Source organism: Fibrobacter sp., assembly GCA_024399065.1.
Taxonomy (GTDB): domain Bacteria; phylum Fibrobacterota; class Fibrobacteria; order Fibrobacterales; family Fibrobacteraceae; genus Fibrobacter.
In genome coordinates, this window is the sequence record JAKSIB010000021.1 from 1 (window position 1) to 22597 (window position 22597).

At 47.3% G+C, this 22597-nt stretch carries 13 protein-coding genes; 2 read left to right on the plus strand and 11 right to left on the minus strand.

Going from position 1 to position 22597, the window contains the following annotated elements; translation table 11 throughout:
* From MJZ25_10660 to MJZ25_10710, 11 genes are all read right to left on the minus strand, one after another.
* The coding region (locus MJZ25_10660) for a serine hydroxymethyltransferase (protein ID MCQ2124634.1) at positions 1-269 on the minus strand (269 nt) is incomplete at its 3' end.
* Between the two features lie 149 nt (positions 270-418).
* Positions 419-943 (minus strand): flavodoxin domain-containing protein, encoded by a 525-nt coding sequence (locus MJZ25_10665; protein MCQ2124635.1) that lies wholly within the window; start codon positions 941-943, stop codon positions 419-421.
* A gap of 8 nt (positions 944-951) precedes the next feature.
* Positions 952-2505, minus strand: a complete 1554-nt coding sequence (locus MJZ25_10670; protein MCQ2124636.1) for a carboxypeptidase M32 — start codon at positions 2503-2505, stop codon at positions 952-954.
* A gap of 100 nt (positions 2506-2605) precedes the next feature.
* Entirely contained in the window at positions 2606-2911 is a 306-nt protein-coding gene (locus MJZ25_10675) for a hypothetical protein (protein ID MCQ2124637.1), read from the minus strand.
* Positions 2912-2968: 57 nt separating this feature from the next.
* Positions 2969-5128, minus strand: a complete 2160-nt coding sequence (locus MJZ25_10680; GenBank protein ID MCQ2124638.1) for a right-handed parallel beta-helix repeat-containing protein — start codon at positions 5126-5128, stop codon at positions 2969-2971.
* Entirely contained in the window at positions 5121-6050 is a 930-nt protein-coding gene (locus tag MJZ25_10685) for a TIGR02147 family protein (GenBank protein MCQ2124639.1), read from the minus strand. Before MJZ25_10685 ends, MJZ25_10680 begins: the two co-directional genes overlap by 8 nt.
* A gap of 121 nt (positions 6051-6171) precedes the next feature.
* A complete protein-coding gene (locus MJZ25_10690; protein MCQ2124640.1) occupies positions 6172-11061 on the minus strand; it encodes an InlB B-repeat-containing protein in 4890 nt (1629 codons plus the stop codon).
* 118 nt (positions 11062-11179) lie between these two features.
* Positions 11180-12982 carry a GDSL-type esterase/lipase family protein gene (locus tag MJZ25_10695; GenBank protein ID MCQ2124641.1) on the minus strand — a complete coding sequence of 601 codons (1803 nt, stop codon included), beginning with the start codon at positions 12980-12982 and terminating at the stop codon, positions 11180-11182.
* Between the two features lie 6 nt (positions 12983-12988).
* The gene (locus MJZ25_10700) at positions 12989-14851 is read right to left on the minus strand and encodes a GDSL-type esterase/lipase family protein (GenBank protein ID MCQ2124642.1); all 1863 of its coding nucleotides are present in this window, start codon (positions 14849-14851) and stop codon (positions 12989-12991) included.
* A 22-nt stretch (positions 14852-14873) separates the two neighbouring features.
* Positions 14874-17498 carry a hypothetical protein gene (locus MJZ25_10705; protein ID MCQ2124643.1) on the minus strand — a complete coding sequence of 875 codons (2625 nt, stop codon included), beginning with the start codon at positions 17496-17498 and terminating at the stop codon, positions 14874-14876.
* Positions 17499-17671: 173 nt separating this feature from the next.
* Complete coding sequence (locus MJZ25_10710; GenBank protein MCQ2124644.1) at positions 17672-20653, minus strand: carbohydrate-binding protein; 2982 nt, start codon at positions 20651-20653, stop codon at positions 17672-17674.
* Positions 20654-20976: 323 nt separating this feature from the next.
* Between MJZ25_10710 and MJZ25_10715 the strand changes: the two genes are divergently transcribed.
* Both MJZ25_10715 and MJZ25_10720 read left to right on the plus strand, forming a co-directional pair.
* Positions 20977-21969, plus strand: a complete 993-nt coding sequence (locus MJZ25_10715; GenBank protein MCQ2124645.1) for a YihY/virulence factor BrkB family protein — start codon at positions 20977-20979, stop codon at positions 21967-21969.
* The gene (locus MJZ25_10720) at positions 21944-22552 is read left to right on the plus strand and encodes a hypothetical protein (GenBank protein MCQ2124646.1); all 609 of its coding nucleotides are present in this window, start codon (positions 21944-21946) and stop codon (positions 22550-22552) included. Before MJZ25_10715 ends, MJZ25_10720 begins: the two co-directional genes overlap by 26 nt.
* Positions 22553-22597 lie beyond the last annotated feature (45 nt).

Here is a 22597-nt window from a genome sequence, read left to right on the forward strand (position 1 = left end):
TTTGCGTGGTCGCAACCAAAGAGCTGCTTGCAGCGTTCGATGGCGAGAGCTTCCATCTTGTCGATCACTTCGTTACCACCGTAGTAGCGCTTGCCAACGTAGCCTTCGCTGTACTTGTTGGTCAGCACGGAGCCCATAGCTTCCATGACGGCCTTGGAGGTGTAGTTTTCGGAGGCGATCAGTTCGATGCCATATTCCTGACGTTCGGCTTCTTCCTGGATGATGTCGAAGATAGCCTTATCGGTCTGCTGCAGAGTAGATTTAAGCATTATTAGCTCCTTGAAGTTTACAGGCGTAAAGATAGCATTTTAAGGCCGTTTTTTAAAGATTTTTGGCGAATTTAGCCCATTTTCGCCAATTCATTTTATAACTCATTGATATTCAACGAGTTACAAAAAAAACTATTCAAAAGTTCCCATTAAACTGCATCCATAATTTTTGCGAGGGTATCAAATTCCACGAAATCAACCACTTGTCCATAAGTTTCAATCATGGCCCTCACCTCGGCGTTTTTCTTTTCTTCGGGCAAATTCAGAGCCTTTCTCACCAACAGCCCCATCATGACCTTATGCTTCAGACCCAATTTCGAATAGTCAATGGCGCCCCGCAAATGAAACAAAGAGGCGGCCACAAACACGTCCTTGGACAATTGGCGTGCCATGCCCTGCTCAATATTTTGAATATTCTCAGCATCAGTGGGATCAGCAAGGCCAACCGTAGCAATAAGGAGTCGATGGCCTTCGGGGGAACCAAGTTTTGCAAAGGTTTTCTTCATACCAAGGACACCCCCTGCATAAAGGGCTCCAATATACACAATAGTCTCGTAAGCATTGATATCTTCTACATCTTTGTAATTGACCACTTCAATATTCAAACGCTTTCCAAGTTCTTCGGCATATTTCTTGGCACTGCCATGAAGAGAGCCATAGATAATCACGTTCATAGCAAACCTTACAGCTCGTAGATTTCAGAATACTTAGCTTCCAGATAATCCAGGAAATCGTCAGGAGTGAATTCACGGCCGGTAATCTGGCGGATCCAACCCTTGGGTGCTTCTCGGTCAGCACGAGCCCAGACGTTTTCCTTCATCCAGCCATTGATCTTGGCGAAGTCTCCTTTGAGCACCGCGACGGACAAGTCGAATTCGGAATTCATCTTGTTATAATACATGGCGTTGTACATGTTGCCCAGGGCATAGGTGGGGAAATAGCCGAATCCGCTGGTCCAATGGACATCCTGGAGCACGCCTTCTGCATCATTGGAAGGTTCAATACCCAGATATTCCTTGTACTTTGCGTTCCAGATTTTCGGCAGGTCCGCAATGTTCACCGGTTCGCCATTTTCTGCGCCGTTCACAATCATCTTCTCGATTTCGTAACGGATGATTACATGGAAGGTATAGGTGAATTCGTCGGCCTCTGTACGGATAAGGCTGGGCGTTACCGTATTCATGGCCTCGTAGAATTCCTGTTCCGTCACATCGCAGAACACGTTGGGGAACAGTTCCTTGCACTTGGGGAAAATCAGGTGGATGAATTCCTTGCTGCGGCCAATGCGGTTTTCATAGAAACGGCTAGTGGACTCGTGCATGCCCATGGTCTTGTTGTATTCAATGAAGTGGCTGAAGTTTTCTGCCGGCTGGTTCTGTTCAAACAAGGCGTGACCACCTTCATGAATGATGCTGAACATGCTGGAATAAAAAGCCGTAGGATAGTAATGGGTCGTTACGCGAACGTCATTCTTGCCCGGTTCCGTGGTAAAGGGATGTTCCGCCGTGGAGAAGGCTCCGCGATTAAAATCAAAGCCCATCACGTCAAGCAAATACTTGGCCATTTCCTTCTGGGCCTCATCGGCAACAGGGCGGCTGAGGAAATCGGTACGGATCTTTTTCTTGCTAGCCATAATGCGCTTAAGCAGCGGCACCAGGCGCTCCTTGCTGCGATTGAAAGCCATATCAAGATCTGCACAAGTCAAGCCACGTTCGTAACCGCCAAAGATGGTGTCGTAAGGAGTTGCTTCACGATTTTCATGCAAGGACTCAGCCTGCAACTGAGCGGCACGCACCTCCCCTAGGGACTTTTCAAACAAGCTAAAGTCCTTGGCCTTCTTAGCGTTAATCCAGTTCACAAAGGCGCGATTGTAAATCTGAGAATGTTCCAACTGCATTTCTGCAGAAATATTCTTTTCACGTGCAAAATCACGCTGAAGACTTTCCGCAAGGGCTCGGTCAAATTCCGCGGCAGTTTCATCGCCGCAAACGTCTGCAGTCAACCTATCTCGATGGTCGTAAATATACTGGCAAGCATCAATATAAGACTGATCTTTCTGCAAAGCAAAGGCCTTGTTACTCAAGAAGGCAGCCACGTCGCCTTCTTCTTCCATACCTGCAGACGGGCAAATGGTCTGCTGGTCAAATCCTAAAACGGTAGAAGCCTGATTATAAATACGGACTTCCTTGAGGACTTTCTTCACAAGGGTCAATGCAGATTTTAATTCTTTACTCATAATTTCACTCTTTTTATTTTCGTGGAACGCGCTATTTCCTGAAACGCGCCAAACCATTTATGTTAAAAAGAAAGGCATGCAAAGAGCATGCCAACATTCCTTATTTCTTTTGGGCGGCTTCTTTCTTCTTCTGTTCTTCAGCTTCGTCAGCGACTTTTCCAAGCTGGGCTGCCAGTTTTCGAGTTTCTTCCAACTCATCAAAGGCACTAACTGCAGGACCATCTTCACCATCAGTACTACGAGAATTGAAAAACATGGCCAGTAAGAAAAACACCAAAATGTAAAGGCCCATGGCAGCCACCACGCCAAGCAACTCGGATCCACTAGCTGCTGCCGCTTTTACATAGGCGACAATGGACAGGGGTACGGCCAGCATCAACAAAAAAGCAGGGAGTTTTTTCTTCATACTCCAATAATACAAAAATCCCCGACAACGTCGGGGACATTCTGTTTAAGATTCGTTTTAACGGGGGCCCGCCTGCTGTTTGATTTTCCATGCAAGGGCCGCATCAGCAGCATCCGCATTGTATTCATATTCAGGCTTGTAACCCCTAGCTTCACCAGCAGCATCCTTGCCACCGCCAGCATACCAGTTATCCACCATCTTCACAAAGCCAATGGTAGAATCAATAGGCGTATCGCCATCCCAAAGGCGATAGAGGGAAACTGCGTTATCCTCGTTGAAAACATTCTTCTCAATGTAGCAGCGGGCAGAATCGGTACATTCCACACCATAGTGTGCAACATCCATAAAGAAGTTATTATAGGCATGGAGCATACCACCTCGAGCAAATACGCCAGAAACACTCATATTGGCAAAATAGTTGTGATGCAAAGTCAATGTCTGGTCACCTTCCTTATACAATTCAGGTTCCAAGCCAAAGAGGATACCTGTATTGGCGTTTTCGAAACGAGACCAGGAAATAGTAACATCGTGGGATCCACGCTTTACATCCAGCTGAACCACAGGGTATTCATCAAAGGTGCAGTGGTCAATCCAAACTTTATTAGACACGTTATGAATGGAAAGCGCTCTGCGGGTTGTGGAATCTTTTTCGTAAATAGAAGGCGTAGAGAATGTAATGTTTTCAAAAATCAGATTGGAGGTCATCTCCGTTAAAATACCAGTTCCCGTAATTCGAATATCGCGACCACGGCCATCGAAAGTCTTGTTGGACTTGATGCGAAGGGGGCTTCCCAAATGGTACACGCCACTCTTTTCAAAGAGGATCCAAACGGCAGTATCCTTGGTGGCACATTCGCGAAGAGATCCGGAAGCAAGAACAGCCTTTGTCGTGGCATTACCCAAGGAATCCACATTGGCGGTATCTTCTACAATGATGTAGTCATCGGTAGTTGTAACCACACAGATTTCGCCGCCTTCACCGCCGGTAACGCCCTTGGCATAACCATCGGCAGCAGCAACCAAAGCGTCGTGTTCTGACCAGTCCTTCGGATAGGTTGTGTAAATGGAATTGTCAGAAGCAACTTCCTTCAAAGATTCTTCGTTGACGCCGCCCAGGAAAACATCATCCAGGAACAAGGTATCACCCTCACCCACCTTAAAGTCGATTCGGCTCAACTTGAAATTCTTTGGATCGGCCTTGCCGAAAGCCTTCATATCGGCAACAGCAATGGCGTAGGGTTTCCAGACTTTGCTCAGCTGAACTTCAGTGGACCAGCCGCTTTCAGAATCGCTATTGACGTCGCCATAGGCCAGGGAAACGCGAAGCTTGCCGGTTCCGCGAGCGGAGAACATCAAGGTATCCAACTTGGGCAATGCATAGGCAGAATCATAAAGGCCCAGCAGGAATCCCAGACGATCAGTCATGCGGGCGCAGCCACCAGAAGCGCAACCTTCGCTACCGGAATAACTGCTGGCAAGTTCCTTGTTCCAGAGAGGCATAATGTTCTTGCCATCGGCATCCAGAGCATACCACCAGCCATCACCAAGAATCTTACCGGAGGCAGAAATTCCGCTGAAGCTTTCGAAATCCTCTACAGCAAAACCACGAGGAGCACCTAGGCTCACTGCAGGCACCTTGGTACCCGCATCTGCAGATACACTGATCATGCCACGGTTAGAAAGGCTTTCGATGCGCAGGCCGAAATTACCGACAGGGAGCGAATCCACTACAAAGTGGCCTGCGCTATCGGGCACAACGAAACGATCAAGACCTGCAATACGGATAACGGAAGGTCCCTGACCGGGGGTAACGTAACCCTCGATGGTCGCAAGTTCACCCAGCTTCATAGAATCAGAAACTGTACCGGAGGAATTTACAGACACATATGAAACTGCACCAACAGCCTCGTCTTTCTGGATATGGCGAGCTTCAACAACGTAGGAGCCCAAAGTCACATCTTCAAATTCTACTCGACCCTTGTCATCAGACAAAGTCCATTCCACATCGGTGGTTCCATCAGACAAGTAATCTTCGGAAAGAAGACGCACGCGAGCCTTTGCCGCAGGAGTTCCATCAGCCAAACGAACCTGCAGCGCAATGGTAGATTCAGCCTCGGTACCGCCTGCTGCGGTTTTCGAATCCGTACAAGCAGAAAGGCCAAATGCAAGCATTAGACCAGACGAAATTGCAGACAGCTTAAACAGTTTATTAAGCATCGGCGCCTCCTTCCTGTTCTATTTCATCAGAAGCATTCACGCCATCGCCCTCAGCAATTTCCGCACCACGAATGCGACGTTTACGACCGCGGCGCTGCGGAGGCGGATACGGGTCGGACAGCGGGAACAACTGCATTCCCAGCTGGAAAACGCGATTGGGTTTCTGGCACTGCCCCACCTTAGCCAAAATTTCACGACGGAAGCGGCGGACCATTTCCACCAATTCCTTGTAAGTATCTTCGTCGCAGCCAAAGGCAAGCGTAGACAAGTTACGCTCTTCGCGACTGAATCGGTCCATGGCGTCTTGAGCCACAGTCAAATTCTGCTGGATGTAGGAATTAACTGCAGTGCTGTAGGATTCGCTGCCGCTGGAAATCAAGCCCTGGGTCTGTTCGTAAAAACCAGTTTCGGGATTCTTGCGAATCATGGAGAGGCGTTCAAGAAGCGCAATGGAAGACTTGACCTGGCTTGCGGTAATAGGCGGACGGACCATCAAACCAAGAGCCGCACCGTCACCCACATAAGGATAAAAAGTCACCAGTTCGCGAATGACAGCATGGTACCAATTGTCAAAATATTCAAACTGGTCTTTGGCCACATCTTCAACCTTGCATTCCTTGGTAGCCACAAGCTTTTCAAGGAACTGACGACTTTCGGAATGATTCTTTGCCTGGTTAAAAGCAACCATGTCGGCAAAGTATTTCTTTTCGCGCTCATCCTTACAGAAAATATCAGCAAAAACAGAAACCAGACGAGACGTCAGGTTACGCTTACCTTGCAAGATTTTATTGAACATGGATGCATCGAAGCCAGCCTTTTCAGCAATATAGCGGTGGCTAAAGCGCCAGTCACCAGCATGACGTTCTTCGTATGCGTCCTTCAAAAAATCGCGGTAGTTCAAATATTCAAATAAGTTAATCATAAAAAGAAATAAAATATTGCAGATATTTTCGGTTTAGGACTATACAATATCAATATAAAAAAAGTGTGGACAAAAGTCCACACTTTTCTTCTTTTAAAAGTCTACAATTGGCTATAGGAGTCTACTTAACAAGTACGCGCTTCGTCAAGCCCTCATTTTTTACTAAATAGAGCCCCGGAGACTGGATTTTCAGGACGAAATCCGTTGTTCCTGCGATGCCATTTTGCAAAGTACGTCCTTGCATATCAAATACAGCGTAAGCGCTCCCCACGCGAACATTCGTCACCTGAATGCCGCGAGAAATCCCGTAAACCCGGAATTGGGCAGCTGTCATTCCGAGAGCAACAAGAGGATTCTCGCTACTGCTGGATTCCGCTTCAGAACTGGAGGATTCTGTATCCACAGAAGAAGACGAAGCAACAGAGCTGCTTGAAACATTTTCAGAACTGCTGGAAACATCAATGCTGGAAGAACTCTGCACAGAACTGCTAGAACTGGAGATTGTGCTACTGGAACTTTCCGGTCCGAGATCGTCCTTGTTCAACTGCAGTCGTGGAAGTTTGCGAACGAAGGATTCCACCACTTCCCCATCAAGGACAGGATGATCCACATTGGGCAACTGCACCCAGGCTGTTCCATCCAGATTTTCATCCTTGTAGTCATGCAACTTCTTCGCTACCGTGCCATCGACGAATTCTGCCAAGGTCGCCTTGGTGTCGCCAACATCAGGCAAGGAGTTATAGGCATAGTAGCTATTGACAAATTCTACGGGCATTGATTTATAAGTACCGCCAATCAGGTCTCCCACTGCAGAATCGCCAACCACAGTAGCCATGCTGTAGGTATTCACCACTGAGAAATCACTGCCAGCAAAATACCCAAAGAGACCGCCCACAACTTTCAAGCCTGTCACCGTACCCACGTTATAGGAATTCCATAGACGAAGATCGCGAGTGGTTTCCCCAAAAAGGCCACCAATAGCAGCAGATCCATCCACACTTCCTTCGTTATAGGAATAGTAAATGCTAAGAGAACCTCCGCTACTCAACTTTCCAAGTAGACCGCCCACATCGCTTCTTCCATAGACATCGCCCTTATTATAGGAGTTTGCGATAACCACATCTGTCCCGTGGAATACACCTAATAGACCACCACCCAGATTACCCATCTTTGTAGAATCGGACTTACCGCAATTTATTACAGTTAGAGTGTCGTCATCATCAGCATAGGCAACCAGACCGCCTCCATACCGGTACTGGGCATACACATAACTTTCGCTATGCACATTTTCCAGCAGGAGATTGGAAGAACCATCCATAACAGAGACCAGGGAACTTACCCCTTCGTAACCCTTGAAATAGGAATCCTTAATATCCAAATCGCGGATAATGGTTCTTCCGAAAACTTCTTTTATAAAGCCAACATAATTTGCAGAAGAACTAAAGAACAAACCTGAAATGGAATGTCCCTGACCATCAAAGAGACCACTAAAGCGAGTAATGGGAATCCATCTCTTGAACTTGGAAGAATCAGCGACATTTAGAGTACCGTCCACAAGAACATTCCTATTGACCACAATATCTGCAGTCAGCTTTGCACAAAGGACGCGACCCTCATTTTTACTATCGTCGTAAATCTTATTCAGAGTTTCTGCAAACAGGAAAAGTTCTCCATCATCCCCGATTTCATAGCAGTTCTCTACAATATCCGGATAATGCATCCACTTGGCGTAATAAGTCTTTGCTCCTGTAGCGTCCTCAGGAATTTCTGTGACTGGATAACCGGCGTAGGTAGGATTATCGTACCAACCATCAAATACATGATTTTCTCTTGCAGTAAATGGCAAGGCCATTGCCACCCCTTCCACATACTCGCTATAGTATTCTCGAGTATCACCGTCAAAGGTCACAAACTTGACACTGGACTTTATAACATCCTTACTCAAGTTTTGAATTTTGCCCGAGAACACCGGGTGAGAATCCACACCCACGTTCTGGCCCCAGACGGAACCGTCCAAACCATCGCCATGATAGTTATGTAATGCGGTAGCTACTGAGCCATTCTTAAACTGTTCCAGCGTCACCCAAGTGGTGCTGCTATCGGAACCGAGTACAGTCGTATTAGAAGGATCCATCGCAACACCGAACACATTCTCAAAGGAGTATTTGCCAGAAATCCAGCTTGCACCAACCCAAGCCATTCCATGAGTAGGATTGGGATTAACCAAATCCACACTATAGGAATTTCTGACAGACAGGGAATCCGATACACTACGGACTAACCCAAAACCGCCGTTTACAAAACCCACATTAAAGGAGTTATCAATGGAAGCAACTCCATCTGCATAATACAAAAGACCGGCCGACGCGCTTCCGAGAAGTGCTCCACCATTGTAGCATTGAGAAATTTCAACAAAATCCGCCCTGGAACGGCCAATAAGCCCACCCACTTCAAAGCCTCGAACCGTAGCCATGTTATAACTATTGCGGATAAAGAATTTCTTACTACCCTCATCCACCTTCCCCACAAGGCCGGCTGCCGTGCGACTCCCTCTAAAGTAGGAATCCACAATTCCAAGATTCTCTATTTTGGAAGGATACAATTCATCCACGCTAAGGGCGTTACCGATAAAGGCAACCGCATTTGTATCCATGGCATCATTGTAATACAGGCCAGAAATAACATGGCCCTTTCCATCCAACGTGCCGTTAAAATTCCTGATTGGAAGCCAGGTAATAAAGTTACTGCCATCCCCATTCAGCAGGCTATCCTGGACAACCACATTCTTATTCACCACGATGTCTGCGGTCAATTCACCACAAATCGGGAGCAGATCAAAGCGAGACGCTTCTGCAAGAAGGGCAAAGCCATACAGTTCCTCTGCGGTTCCAATCTGGTAGCAGCCCTTATCCGACAGTTTCGGATTTTTCGGCACAATGGAATTTTCCTTATTGACCGTAATCTTCCCGATTAACTTAGGATATTCATCCTCTCCAACCAGCTGTCCCCATACGGAGCCATCCACCCCATCCTTGTTGTAATTACGCAACTTGGTAGCAACGGTACCGTTCTTAAATTCAGCAGAGGTAGCGCCGTATGCGATTGTATCCGAAGTTGACTTTGTTTGATAGAAGGAATTTTCAATTACAATACGATTCGAAGAGGAATAATGACTACCAAGCAACCCTCCTTCCAAAGCCTTGGTTTCGTACATTTCCCTAGCGAAGGAATTGATGATGATCAAAGAATCCGAACTTGTTCCCACCAAGCCACCAAAATTTCGCTCTCCCGAGGGACGATAGACAGAAGTACCTGCAAAGTAGGAATTTATAATTTCAATTTTTCCATCGCCTGCCCCTATAAGGCCTCCCTTGGAATTCAAACTACAGTCACAACCATAACCTACAGCCCCCTTGAAATAGGACTCCTTGACAGAAACGTTCTTGGCACATCCCACAAAACCACCGGTTTTCAAGTCTCCTTGAGAAACACCTTCTGCATAGCTGTTGATGATATCCAAGTCATAGCCTCCGCCAACAAGGGCACCAACGCAGTAACGGGCTTCCAGATATACACCTGTTAAGCCTAGATTCTTGATGACAGAACGTTCCCCATGTAAACCAGAATAGACTTTTCCAAACAAGCCCACATTTACAGTATCGCCAGCATGCTTGGCATAGCGATAAATTTTCAAACCGTTAATAGAAAATCCATTGCCATCAAATGTGCCATTATAGTTCTGAATAGGAATCCAGTAGGTCCACTTTTTTTCATCATTTGCATAAGGGGCTTTCAAATCAATATTCGCCGTCAACTTTCCGCAGAAGGACTCCTCCCCCACACTCTTACGACTAACCGCTTTCGCAAAGCCAAATAGTTCATCCACATTTCCAATTTCGTAGCAACCGTCGACTAATGCAGGAACCTTACCCCAACGGGCATAAAGGTTCAAATCCCCAGTCATATCCTTTTCAATCTCTTTTATAGGAGCAAGGGACAAGTCCTCTTCTTCATACCAGCCAATAAACACATAGCCTTCACGGGTCGGTTCAGGGAGAACCATACCACGTTCTTCCAGATACCTATCTGGATACGGTTCATGTTCCGTGTAAGCATTCCAAGTAATCTTGGAGAATTTCAAATCCCCATCATAACCACTCATTTCACTCTTGAACACAGGATAAGGATCAGAACCCACCACCTGTCCCCAGGCTGCTCCATGAGCATCGCTACGCAATAGAGAAGCGATTAGGCCATTTTCAAAATCCTCATACACAACATCTGTAAGATAAACTCCTTTTGACTTTCGATAAGAGCCTATATAATAGACATTGGTGGCAATCTCATATCTACCAGTATATCCATACAATTTTCGAATCGGTTTTGAATGTACATTCGGTTCCAAATCAAAAGCATTTGTGATAATCAACCTACGAACACCCGTAGAACCTAAATCTCCAATAAAACCCGATTTTGACTTCGATACGTTGTAAACGTTTTCCATATACAACACACCTGTATCCAATTCAGCCACGAATCCTGCAGAATTTGGGCCTTCGAAATAGGAGTCCTCCAAGCCAAAATTCTTGATAACGATTGTATCCCTTGCAGCAGTCTTTGTGGAGGCAAACAAAGCAGCCCCAACATCTTTTTCGGTGTAATCAGGATTGTTGAAATACAAACCAGAAATAGTATGGTACTGGCCGTCAAAAACGCCTCGGAAGTTTTCAATAGGAGTCCAAACAGAAAAGCTGTTACTATCCCCGCTGAGGGCTCCGCCTTTCAAAACATTCTTATTTACGACGATATTTGCAGTAAGCTTACCGCAGGCAGCGGGATCTTGCGTCATCCCGTTAGATCCGTTTACAATGGCTGCAAAGCCATACAGTTCCTGGGCCGTACCGATTTGATAGCATCCATCCACAAGTTTCGGTTTTGCAGGTATCACTGTTGCAGCACTTACAAAAGAAACCAAGGACAAAGCCAATGTGATATAAGAAAAAATCTTCATACAAACCTCCACCACTTAATTTAGTATAAAAGCAAATAGAAAAGGCTGGTAAATCCACTTTACCAGCCTTTATCAGCTATAATTTTTTTGAACAACGAAATCGTTTCGTCTACGGCAACTATTTCGTCTTGAAGTACTTACCCGGAGCAAGCTTCTTGCCAGAAACAGAACGTCCAAGCAGGTTCACCGTTCTACCACCCTGAAGCTGTTCCGGACGAGTCAAAGTCTTCGACTTAAAGCCATCCGGTTCCTTATCCTCAGAGGAACTGGAAGAAGAGGGGTCCGCAGAAGAACTAGAAGATGCAGGAGCTTCAGCAGGTTCTGCGCCAATGCGGTACACGTTTTTGATGTCAAAGCCAACCATATCCACATTGGGGCCGCCATCAGAGGTAAGTGCAGTAAACTTCAGATCGAAATCACAAGCATCCAGCCAAACGTTGTCCACGTAAACTGTATCCCAGGAATCCCAGGAAGCGCTAGGCGGGAATTCCACTTCGTAAGTCATGGCATCTACCTGAACATTCATCTTGCTTGTGGTGGTCTTACCGTTGCAGTAACGGATAAACATTCTAGCATTAGAAGCGGACTGATAAGAGGTCATCTTGTAAGTGGCATAGCGACCTACAGCATTGTCAAAGTTAAAGAATCCCTTGCCCGTAAAGCCCACATGGTTCGCTTCGGTCCAGCCCACATCTGTTTCATTGGGATAAGACAAATCGCTAATGCTAGGCCATGCGGTGGTTCCCTTAAGGATTTCAAATTTTATTTCCACACTGCTGGAGGAAACGTTAGCGGTGGCACTAGAACTGGAACTAGATGTAGGCTCCGGAGTCTGTTCATTTCCATGAGAAGTAGCAACACACTGGGCACCACCTTCAAAAATCGCCGTGTAAGTGATGTCGCGGTAAGGCATTTTCACTTTATAGTAGTTGGAATCCGCAGTGACTTTTTTGCAGTCATCATCAGCCCAGTACTGGAAACGCTTACCAAAACTACCCGGAGAAACATGAAGATTCAATGCAGCGCCACCCGGCAAATTTTGATTGTGAGTAATAAGGCCACTTCCAGCAACATTGGCCTTTACCGTCAGTTTATACGTGGGAGCAATAGCGCCAACCAATGTGGTCAAGGCAGCCTTTTCAGAAGAATTCACGCTGGAATTATTCAGATTTTCACGAAGTCCCTCCGTAATCATCTGGGCATGAACCACAGAACCAGATTCCTGGAAATGGGTTGTACCGTCGTTTGTTACACCACCTGCATAGTTGGGATATTCACCCGGCAAGAACATCTTGAAGATATAGCGGGAAATATAGGCAGAGCTGACCTGCTTATACAAGTTATAGGTCTTGGTGGTCAAATCAATAAACGGAACACCATTCTTTTTTGCCACATCGGCAATCACATCCTTCACAGGATATTCCTTGCCCTTGTGGGAGGCATCCGTAAGGTTATTATCAAACACATTACGCGGGTAAGTATTCATCATCAAGGGGCTCATGAGCACGATGTGGGCGCCCTTTCTCTTGGCACCATCTACGTACTGTTGAAACCAGTAGGCACTCGAATCAATAGGAACATAGCGATCAGCCTTGGAATAGTCTCGGTCATTGGTTCCCAACTGAACAAAGATGTAATCCCCAGGCTGGGTAGCATTCAGAACTGCATCCAAACGACCATCATTCACAAAGGATTTGGAGCTACGGCCACCAATGGCGTAGTTAATCACCTTCACTCGAGACTGATCAAAGAAAGGTGCAATCACCTGGCCCCAACCAGTTTGAGGGTAAGCACTTTCCTTGTAATCGCAAACGGTGGAGTCGCCAATCACATGAATGGTAAAAGAAGTAGTATCGCTAACAGCAATGCTGGTGAACAAAGCTGCGGCAGCAGCAAACTTAAAGAATCTTGCGAACTTCATAACAACCTACTTCAGTTTTGCCATGGACTGATGCATCACCTGAGAACCCTTGCGAACCACTACATGGTAAAGGCCGGAAGTTTTCACCATTTCGTCAAATTCCTTAGAGGTAATGCGATTACCCACCATCATCTGGCGTTTGGCAACAAGCTTACCCTGCATATCGAAAACAGTCACAACAGCATTTCCCATTACGGAAAGTTCCAGATTTTTCACGATTGCTTCGGTTTCGCTAGTATCATTAGCAGTGGTATCTCCAGAAACGACCTTGTTCGTATCCGGACGAGTTGCACCCTTATACACAACACCCTTCATCTCAAAACCGAACATATCAATATTGGGTGCACCATCAGACGTCATAGAAATAATCTGAAGAGTTCCTTCACCCTTTGGAGTCATAATCTCAGTATAAACGGTATCCCAAGTATCCCAGCCATTAGGAGGACAGGACACATAATAATCATGGTCCAAATACACGTTGATCAATCGATCTGTCTTACCACCATTAGCATAGACAATAGCAAGAGTTGTTGTTGCCGCTTCGGGGAAATCTAGATCGTAGCTTGCAAAGGACTGGTTGTTATTAGCAAGATTAACAAAGCCTGTTCCCGTAAAGCCCAAATGATTTGCCTCAATAAAGCCTTCATTCATCGTTACGGAATCTTCTGCCTGGAACAAGCTATTAAACTCAATGGGGCCAAGCACCTTTTCATCTTCGGCAGGCTGACTTGTATAGCCTTCGGGCTGGAAAGGCAAGCCATTCAATTTCCTAGGAACATCAACGCTGAACTGTGTTACAGCGCCACCATTTCCCGTATATTTTTGAGCGCTGCCACCTGCATAGACAGCAGTATACTGAGTAGACTTATTCCCCATCTTGAAGGTATAAATGTAAGGAGACTTTACTTCGGTTCTTGCATTTCCAGAAACCTTGTTGCCATTACCATCATACCAGCCCACAAAAGTGTAGCCAGCCTTGGGAGTAGTCTTCAAGGTAACCATCATGCCTTCCGGATAGTAACCGCTAGCAGTTGCTGCAGTTGCCGCACCTTCCGGGCTAACCTTCACATCCACCTGATACATGGGCTTCAAAGCTTTGGACAGTTCCTTTACCTTGGCATCGCTATGGAATCGAAGCTGTTCAGTCACAATTCGTCCAAAGGCGTTGGCGCCCATCTGTTGCAAATGCTGATTATCCGTCTGCACTCCACTCGTTGAATACTCGCCTTCGTCAATGAACATATTCAAGTAGTGGTTTGAATAGTACTGGCCAAGACTCAGCAAGTAATTTCTAGACAGAGTATCCAAATCAATGAACGGGACTTTCAGAGAACCGGCCAATTCACGCATGTAAATCGGATAGGCATGATAACCTTCGTAAACAGAGTCTACGCTGGTAAAATTAGAACGACGGATGGGAGAAATCAAAATGGGATAAGCGCCCTTCTGCTGAGTTTCCTTGACCATGGCAGTCACCTTGGTCTTGAAATTTTCCTCACCAGTCTTATAACCATTATCGTTAGCACCGATCATGATCATCACATAGTCGCCAGTCTGCACCATGTCTCTGATAGCCTTATCAAAGACATACTTTCCATTACGGTCCGTACCGCGAACAGACCAGAAGCCGTCATAGTAACTTACCGATGTAGTACCACCGCGACCTGCATTAAAAACTTTAGCTAGACCAGAATCAAAGAAGTAGCCAAAATCTTGACCCATCCCCTGCTTTGGATAATAACCAGAAGCCCAGTCCTGCATGGTGGAATCGCCCACCAGGTAAATTGTCACAACAGCATTTGCTGCGGTAGCCAAAAACATGGAAGCGATTACAACGCCCTGCCAAATTTTGCTAAACAATTTGTTCATACCCAAAGACTCCAACCCTTTTTTATTTTACTGCAAAGACACTTTTCGCAACAGCCAAACCGTTGACCTTAACAACCACAATGTACTGACCCTTAGTAAGCATTTCGCGATCAATACGAACGTCGTTCAAGCCTGCAGCCACACTCTTGTAAATACTACCCACAATATGGCCACGTACGTCATAAACAAGAACTTCAGCGTCGCCACTCATATTCGTGCGAAGAACACCAGTCACCGGATTGTAAGAGTTCGCTCCAAGCACAACCGGGGTAAGGATTGCCTGGGTAGGAACCTTCTGGTCGGCATAGATTTCAACACCGTCCATGGCGAAAGTAAACTGGTCCACATTGGGGCCGCCATCGGAAGTCATGGAAGTGAGCTTGATTGTATTCTTGCCAGCCTTCAAGGCCACATCCACAGTAACTTCCTTATAAGTGGTCCAGCCAGTTGCAGCAAATTCAACAACACCCGCAGACTTTCCGTTCACAGAGAGAGCCATATTACGGTTTGCCGTACCGCCGTTAGCAAAGCGGATGGTCAAAGTCGTCTTTGCATCGCTGGGAGAGAAGATTTCCCACACACCGTAACTGGAAATAGAATTTGCAAAATTGAAGAAGCCATCCTGTTCGAAGCCCGCATTGTCAGTCTGGCATACAAAGCCATCAAATTCTACAGGCTTGCAAATTTCCAAGGAAGACTTGCCATCCTTAACGACAGGGTAATCTTCTGTTTCATCAGGAACAGACACGATAGGTTCGCCCACCACCTGAATTTCAGGCTGCTTCAAGTTCTTGACCATATCCGGCAGGTAGTAACCGAGGTGCGGCGGCTGGTTGTAAGCAGTGTTCTGCCAAGCGATTGCAGTGCGGTAAACCGGATCATGCATCAGAGTGTAAACGCGATGAGGAGAGGTCACCGGAGTAGACACGATGAACAAGGTGGTAGGATCGCCATCCTTACGGAGCACCATTTCTTCGCGCCAGTCGCCGAAGAGGTCAGCCACCAAGGACGGGGTATTCTTGGTGCCGTTGCAGCCGGCAGCCTTCAAAGCGACAGGACCATCGAAATAGACATTCGACTGCTTTGCTGCGGGATCGTACTTGGACACATAACCGCCATCCAGCAGTTCATCGTATGCGTCACCATCAAAGTAGATACGGAAATTCATGGCCAGAGCGGGAGTACCAAGGACATCACCCTTGATGGTGTGAAGTCCACCGCCCTTAGCAGACCAGAATTCATAGCCGCGGTGAGTGGAGTCGATATCGGCGGCAATACCACGGCCGTTATCCTTACCACCCTGTGGGCTACAGTAAAGAATCTTTCCGTCCTTATCGCGAAGGTCGTCGGTACATTCTGCGTTAGTATGTTCCTGAACGCCGAAGAATTCAAGGCCCGGACGATCCGGATCCAGGTCGCCCAAGTGGCCAGCGTCACCATGGCCAAGGCCAGTGCGGTAGCGCAAGGTACCATCGTGATTCAGGGATGCTGCACCAAAGACAATTTCATCGTAGCCGTCGCCATCGATATCGCCGGTAGTAATATTGTGGTTGCCTTCTTCGTAAAGGCCCTGGCCCGGATTTTCAGACTTATGGAACCAACGCTGCTTTAGAGTGGTTCCGTCAAAGTCGTAGGCCACAACGTACGAGGAAGAGTAATAACCGCGGATAAAGATTGCACTGGGATGCACACCATCAAGATAAGCGGTTGCAGCAATGTAACGTTCAGAACGGTTACCGTAGTTATCGCCCCAGTAGCCAGCTCCATTCTTGCCCTTTTCGGACTTCAGGATATTACGGGGAGGAACAAAGTCGATTGTCGTAATGGCAGAACCGTCTACACCGCGGAAAACAGTCAGGAATTCGTTTCCGGTAAGAACTAAGCCGTTGCCATCGCGATAAACCTTGGACTTGTCGCCAATGGCCTTGCCCTTGCCGTCGATGGTACCATCGGAAGTCTTCACGATCATTTCGGCCTTGCCGTCACCATCATAGTCGTAAACCTGAAACTGGGTGTAATGTGCGCCCGCACGAATGTTCGGTCCAAGGTCAATGCGCCACAGACGGGTGCCATCCAGTTTGTAGGCATCGATAAACACAGTGCCCGTATAACCGGTCTGGGAGTTATCGTGGGCGTTGGAAGGATCCCACTTCAGGATAATTTCGTATTCGCCGTCACCATCCAGGTCGGCAGCGCTTGCGTCGTTAGGAGTGTAAGTGCAAACTTCGCCATCGGGCATGGTCTGATTTGCAGGAGGCTGAAGCTTGATGGTCTTGAAGGGAACAGAACGACCGCTGTTGGAAACAGTCTGGTCTAAAACCACGGAAACACCTGATTTTGAGCCTTCCTTACCGTCTACAACAGCGGCAATTTCATACTTGGAGGACACCTTGCCAGACTTGTCCAAGAAATTTGTACCTTCAGAACCCTTGATAGATGCAACTTTGGAACCGTCGCGATAAAGATTGAATTCGGTAGCGGGGTCATCTGTACCCAGCAGACGCCAGCTTACCAAAACACCAGAACCCACGTTGGACGCCACCAGACCGCGAGTCAAGTTTTCCATCTGTTTCGGAGCAGCATTCGCTGCGGAGCTCACACCCAAAATTGTTGCACCAGCCAAAAGAATCTTAAGATACTGTTTCATAAGAACACTCCTACATCAACTGTAGACAAATATATCCAAATAATGTCCACATTTCTCGTAAAAAAAAGGAGACCTTATGGATAAAAAATCCATGAAGAATCCACCCCCGTTTATTATCCCAAAAAAGCCTTTCCCGCTAAAAAGTTCTGTTCTTAGGGGAAAGGCATCAAGTTTTATCGGTTGGACACCTTTGCTTTGGAAATCATGCGCCCGTTGAACTTAACTTTCACGAAATAAACGCCCTTGGGAAGCATTTCGCCATCAGCCTTCAGCAAGGTTTCACCCGCAGGAACTTCTGCACTCATGCCATATTTCATGGTGCCGCTCATGTCGTAGTAGTAAACTTCCGCGAAGCCACTTTCCGAGGTTCGAATCACGCCAGAGACCGGGTTATAGCCAACGATTCCGCGGACATTCACCACATTCTGCACAGCAGCAGGATTTTCAGGATTTTCGTCCTCGAACTTCACCTTGCCTGATTCATAATCGCGATAGAGGCAGATGTCCGCCTGGTCGAAATAGAACAAGTCGACATTCGGGCCACCCAAGGCAGAAACCGCAGTAAGCTTCAAGGTATTCTTGCCTTCTGCAAGTTTCACCTTCACCTCAGTTTCCATCCAGTTGGTCCAGCCATCGGTAGAAGCAAATTCCACTTCACGGACATCGACCCCATTAATGGACAGCATCATGTTACGAGGATCTGCGCCACCGTTTGCAAAGCGGACGGTCACAGTCACTTCGCCAGCCTTCTTGGAATAAAGTTCCCAGACGCCATAGCTGCCAACTGCATTATCGGAATTGAAGTAACCGCTATCCAGCCAGCCGGCATTGTATTCTTCATAAACGCCCTGCATTTCATCTGGAACGGCGGCGTTCACTTCAGAAGGATAGTTGGTAGAAATCGTGGGCTTACCGCCTTCGCTGCTAGAAGATTCTTCCGGCACAAAGCTGCTAGAGGATTGGGGAATCGAGGGGTCGGTCACCACGATTTGGCCAGAAAGGGAGGCTGCGTCACCAGTGCCGCCAACAGTCGTTGCGGTAAAGGCAAAAGTACCGATTTCAGTAGGAGTACCGGAGATGTAAATCTTCTTGTCGGAGGTATTCAAAGTTGCAGTCACACCCTTGGGAAGGCCTTCTACCTTCACGCCGGTGCAGTTGGCATATGCGTATGCGAAGTCCAAAATGGCGGTACCCAAAGCAACGGTCTGACGGCTGGAACCGGCACCATTCTTGGTAATAGTTGCAGCAGGCATCACCACTTCGCCAGAACTTGCAACAGTATAAATTTCCGGCTGCTTCAAGTTTTTCACCATATCCGGCAAGTAGTAGCTCACGTGAGGCGGCTGGTTGTAAGCCACATTCTGCCAAGCCACGCTAACACGGTACTGAGAATCGTGAAGCAAAGTATACAGGCGGAAGTTGGTCTTTACGGGAGTGGAGAAAATGGTCAGCAGAGAAGGGTCTGTGCTGGAGCGAACAATGAATTCTTCACGCCAGTCGCCGAAAAGGTCTGCAGAAATACAGGGGTTAGCCTTGGTGGAATTGTTCAAGGTAGAACTATTCACGTTGTAGAAGCTGAAATAGCGATCGATGGTCTTGGCGGAAGAGTTCCACTTTTCGATCTTACCACCGCTGCCACCAGAACCTGTTGCATCCAGCAATTCGTCCTGCAGGTCGCCGTCAAAGTAAATGCGGAAGTTCACGGAAGGCTTCTTGTCGGAAAGCAGAGCACCCTTTACAGTGCGGATTCCACCGCTGGTTCCAGACCACATTTCAAAACCGCGGTTGGTGGAATCGATATCCGCTGCAAGGCCACGGCCATTATCTACACCGTCGCCCACCTGTTCAGTTCCCCAGATGACCTTACCATCGGGGCCGCGGAATTCTTCAGAATACTTGTTCTTCTTTTCTTCGTGAACATCGTAAACTTCAAGACCAGCACGGTCCGGATCCATGTCGGAAAGATGCATGGCGTCGCCGTGACCAAAACCGGTACGGTACAGCAAAGTGCCGTCGGACTTGAGGGCTGCAGAACCAAAGACAATTTCATCCTTGCCATCACCGTTAATATCGCCTACAGACAGGTTATGGTTACCTTCGCCATAGAGGCCCTGGCCAGAGGTGGTTGCAGAATACTGCCAACGGTTCACCAATTTTCCATCCTTAAAGTCGTAGGCGGCCACAAAAGCCTGGGTGTAATAACCGCGGCACATAATCAAACTGGGGTGTTCGCCATCCAGGTAAGCAATGGCTGCCAACATACGGTTATCGCGGTTACCGTAATTGTCGCCGGTAATCTTACCGCGGGCAGGCCAATAGTTGATGGTGTTAATTTCTGCACCGGTAGTGCCATTGAAAACAGTCAGGTATTCGTTACCGCTCATGATGGTACCGGTAGAAGTGCGATAGTCCTTGGAAGCGTCGCCGATGACCTTACCCTTGCCATCTACGGTGCCGTCGCTAGTCTTTACTGCGATTTCTGCAATGCCGTCGCCATCCAGGTCATAAACCATGAACTGGGTATAGTGAGCACCTGCACGGATATTGCGGCCAAGATCGATTCGCCACATTTTGGTGCCATTGAACTTATAGGCATCCAGGTAAACGTTGCCGGTGTAACCGGACTGAGAGTTATCCTTGGAATTGTTAGGATCCCACTTCAGTACAAATTCCAGTTCGCCGTCACCATCCAGATCACCCACGCTCATGTCGTTAGGGGTGTAACTGCAAGTAGTGCCGTCGGGTGTTTTCACGCCCTTAGGAACATCTACAGAAATGGTTGCATAGGGGAAGCTGAGACTGCCGGACTTGTAAGTCTTGTCATAAACAAAAGAAAGACCCTGGGCCTCGCCTTCTGCACCAGCCACAACAGGAGCCACAGTGTACTTAGAAGTTGTCTTACCGGTGGCGTCCAGATAGTTGGTTGCCTGCGTTCCGCTGATGGTGGCGATTTTTGCACCATCGCGGTAAAGATTGAATTCCGTATTAGGCTTTTCTGTACCCAGAAGGCGCCAGCTGACAAGCATTCCACCGCCAACGTTTGCGGCGACAAGGCCACGGCTCAAGTTTTCCATTTGACGAGCCGCATTTGCCTGAACAGTCAAACCAAGGCCCAAACCAAAAGCCACAACGGCTTTCACTAATCCATATCCCATAACACACTCCATTCGGGCATAGCCCTTATGTTTTACACCAAGAAGAAAACTAATCTAAAAAGGTTCCTACATCCACACCCTTCCCGATTTTACCGTAGTCCAGGGACTACGGACACCCATTTTCTTCTAATTTGGAATATACATACTTTTTATATAAAAGTCAACACTTTTAAGTTATTTTACAAAATTTTAGAATTTTAACAACAATTCACAAAACAAAAAGTCTACATTTCAAATAAAAATCCTCATTTTTACATTTTTTAAGATACCAGGTTCACTCACCCGTCGTAGAACCGCGCTTTTTTACTACATTTTGGCCCGTTATGGCAAAATGGTGGAGTAAGTTTTCTTGGGAGTGGCTGTTCGATGGAATCGCAGCCCGCTCTCCGACTTTTGTAAAAGTCATTATCGTCACCGGCAAGTCATTCTTTTACTACCACGGCATGACCCGTGCCGCATCCCTGACCTACACCACCCTGGTGGCAGTGGTTCCCCTCCTGATTTTGCTTACATCCATATCCCTTGCCGTGGGCCTCGGCCATTTCATGTCTGATTATTTGCCCATTTTGCTGGACATGCTCAACCTGGACTGGCCCACCGAAGGCCTTATCGAGATCGTCAAGAACGCAGAACACGTTCCCATCGGCAAACTGGGATTCGTCGGCGCACTCGGCCTTTTTGTCACCTTCATTCTGGCATTCGGCAGTCTGGAAACAAACTTTAACGTGGTTTGGGAAAACAAGACCTCCAGAACCTTGCTCCGTCAGACCCAGATCTACACGCCGTTTTTGTTGATTGTGGCCGGCATCATCGGCATGTTTGCAGGATTTGTAAACCACATTCAGCAGGTTTTGAACATGATTGTGGTTGAAGGCTTGCACTTCTCACCAGAAACATTGACCATGATCATCAACGCCTTCTGGTACACGGCATTCCACTTCGCTGCGATCCTTTTGATTTTCTTGATGCTCCGCGCTCTCCCGGCAAGGCCCCGCAAAAAAGCCAAACTTTACACAAAGCACAAACTAACCGCAGTGTCCTTGATGTCAGCCCTCATCTCCTGGGTCGCCATCAACATCTACGTGAAGATCCTTATGTTCATCCAGACCGCCATGGTCACTCGTATGTCCATCTTCTACGGATCCCTAGCATTCATTCCCTTACTTTTGTTCTTGGTTTTTGGAATCTGGACAATTATATTATGTGGAAACAGCCTTGTGTGGACCATCTGTTGTTGGCCCGAAGCCAAGGAAAAGAAATGGAACTGGGCAGCAACCCTGGAGGACGTCCATGAAGATGATGAAACTGGCAAATAAAATTTTCGTTGCAACAGCGCTGGCACTCGTCTGCGCAACCAGCAGCTTTGCAGAACTCCGTTCTGTTCAGTTCACCCCGGAAGAAAAATCCAACGAAGGTCTGAAGGCCTACATCGGTTTTGGTGGAGGCAACTCCATGATTATCGACGACGGAACCATTTTCATGAACCTCCGTATCGGTATCGAATTCAATTCCTTCATTGCCGCCGGCGCCTGGTTTTCCACCATCCTAAGCGATGTTCGCAACTACTCCGCCCCGGTTCCCGAAATGGTGGACTATAACGCATTTGGCCTTCAGGCAGAAGTAACCCCCTTCCGCCACAACTTCTTCTCTATCTCCATTCCGGTGAATATCGGTGGCGGCGCGGTAAACCTTCTTAGAAAGGGCGACGAGGCCTTCTCCTCCGAAGACTACTTCTTCGTTGTCGACGCTTCCGCGCAGTTTAACTTCAAAGTGACCAAGAGGCTAGAGCTGTCTGTAGGCGGCGGATACCGTCTGTTCGCTGGCGTTGAAGCAAGCAACCTGAAAAGCGGCGATTTCAACACTCCCTTTGGCGAAGTTCGATTCACCTTTAAGGAGTAATAGGTTCGAGGTTCGAGGCTCGAGGATCGAGGCTCGAAATTCAAG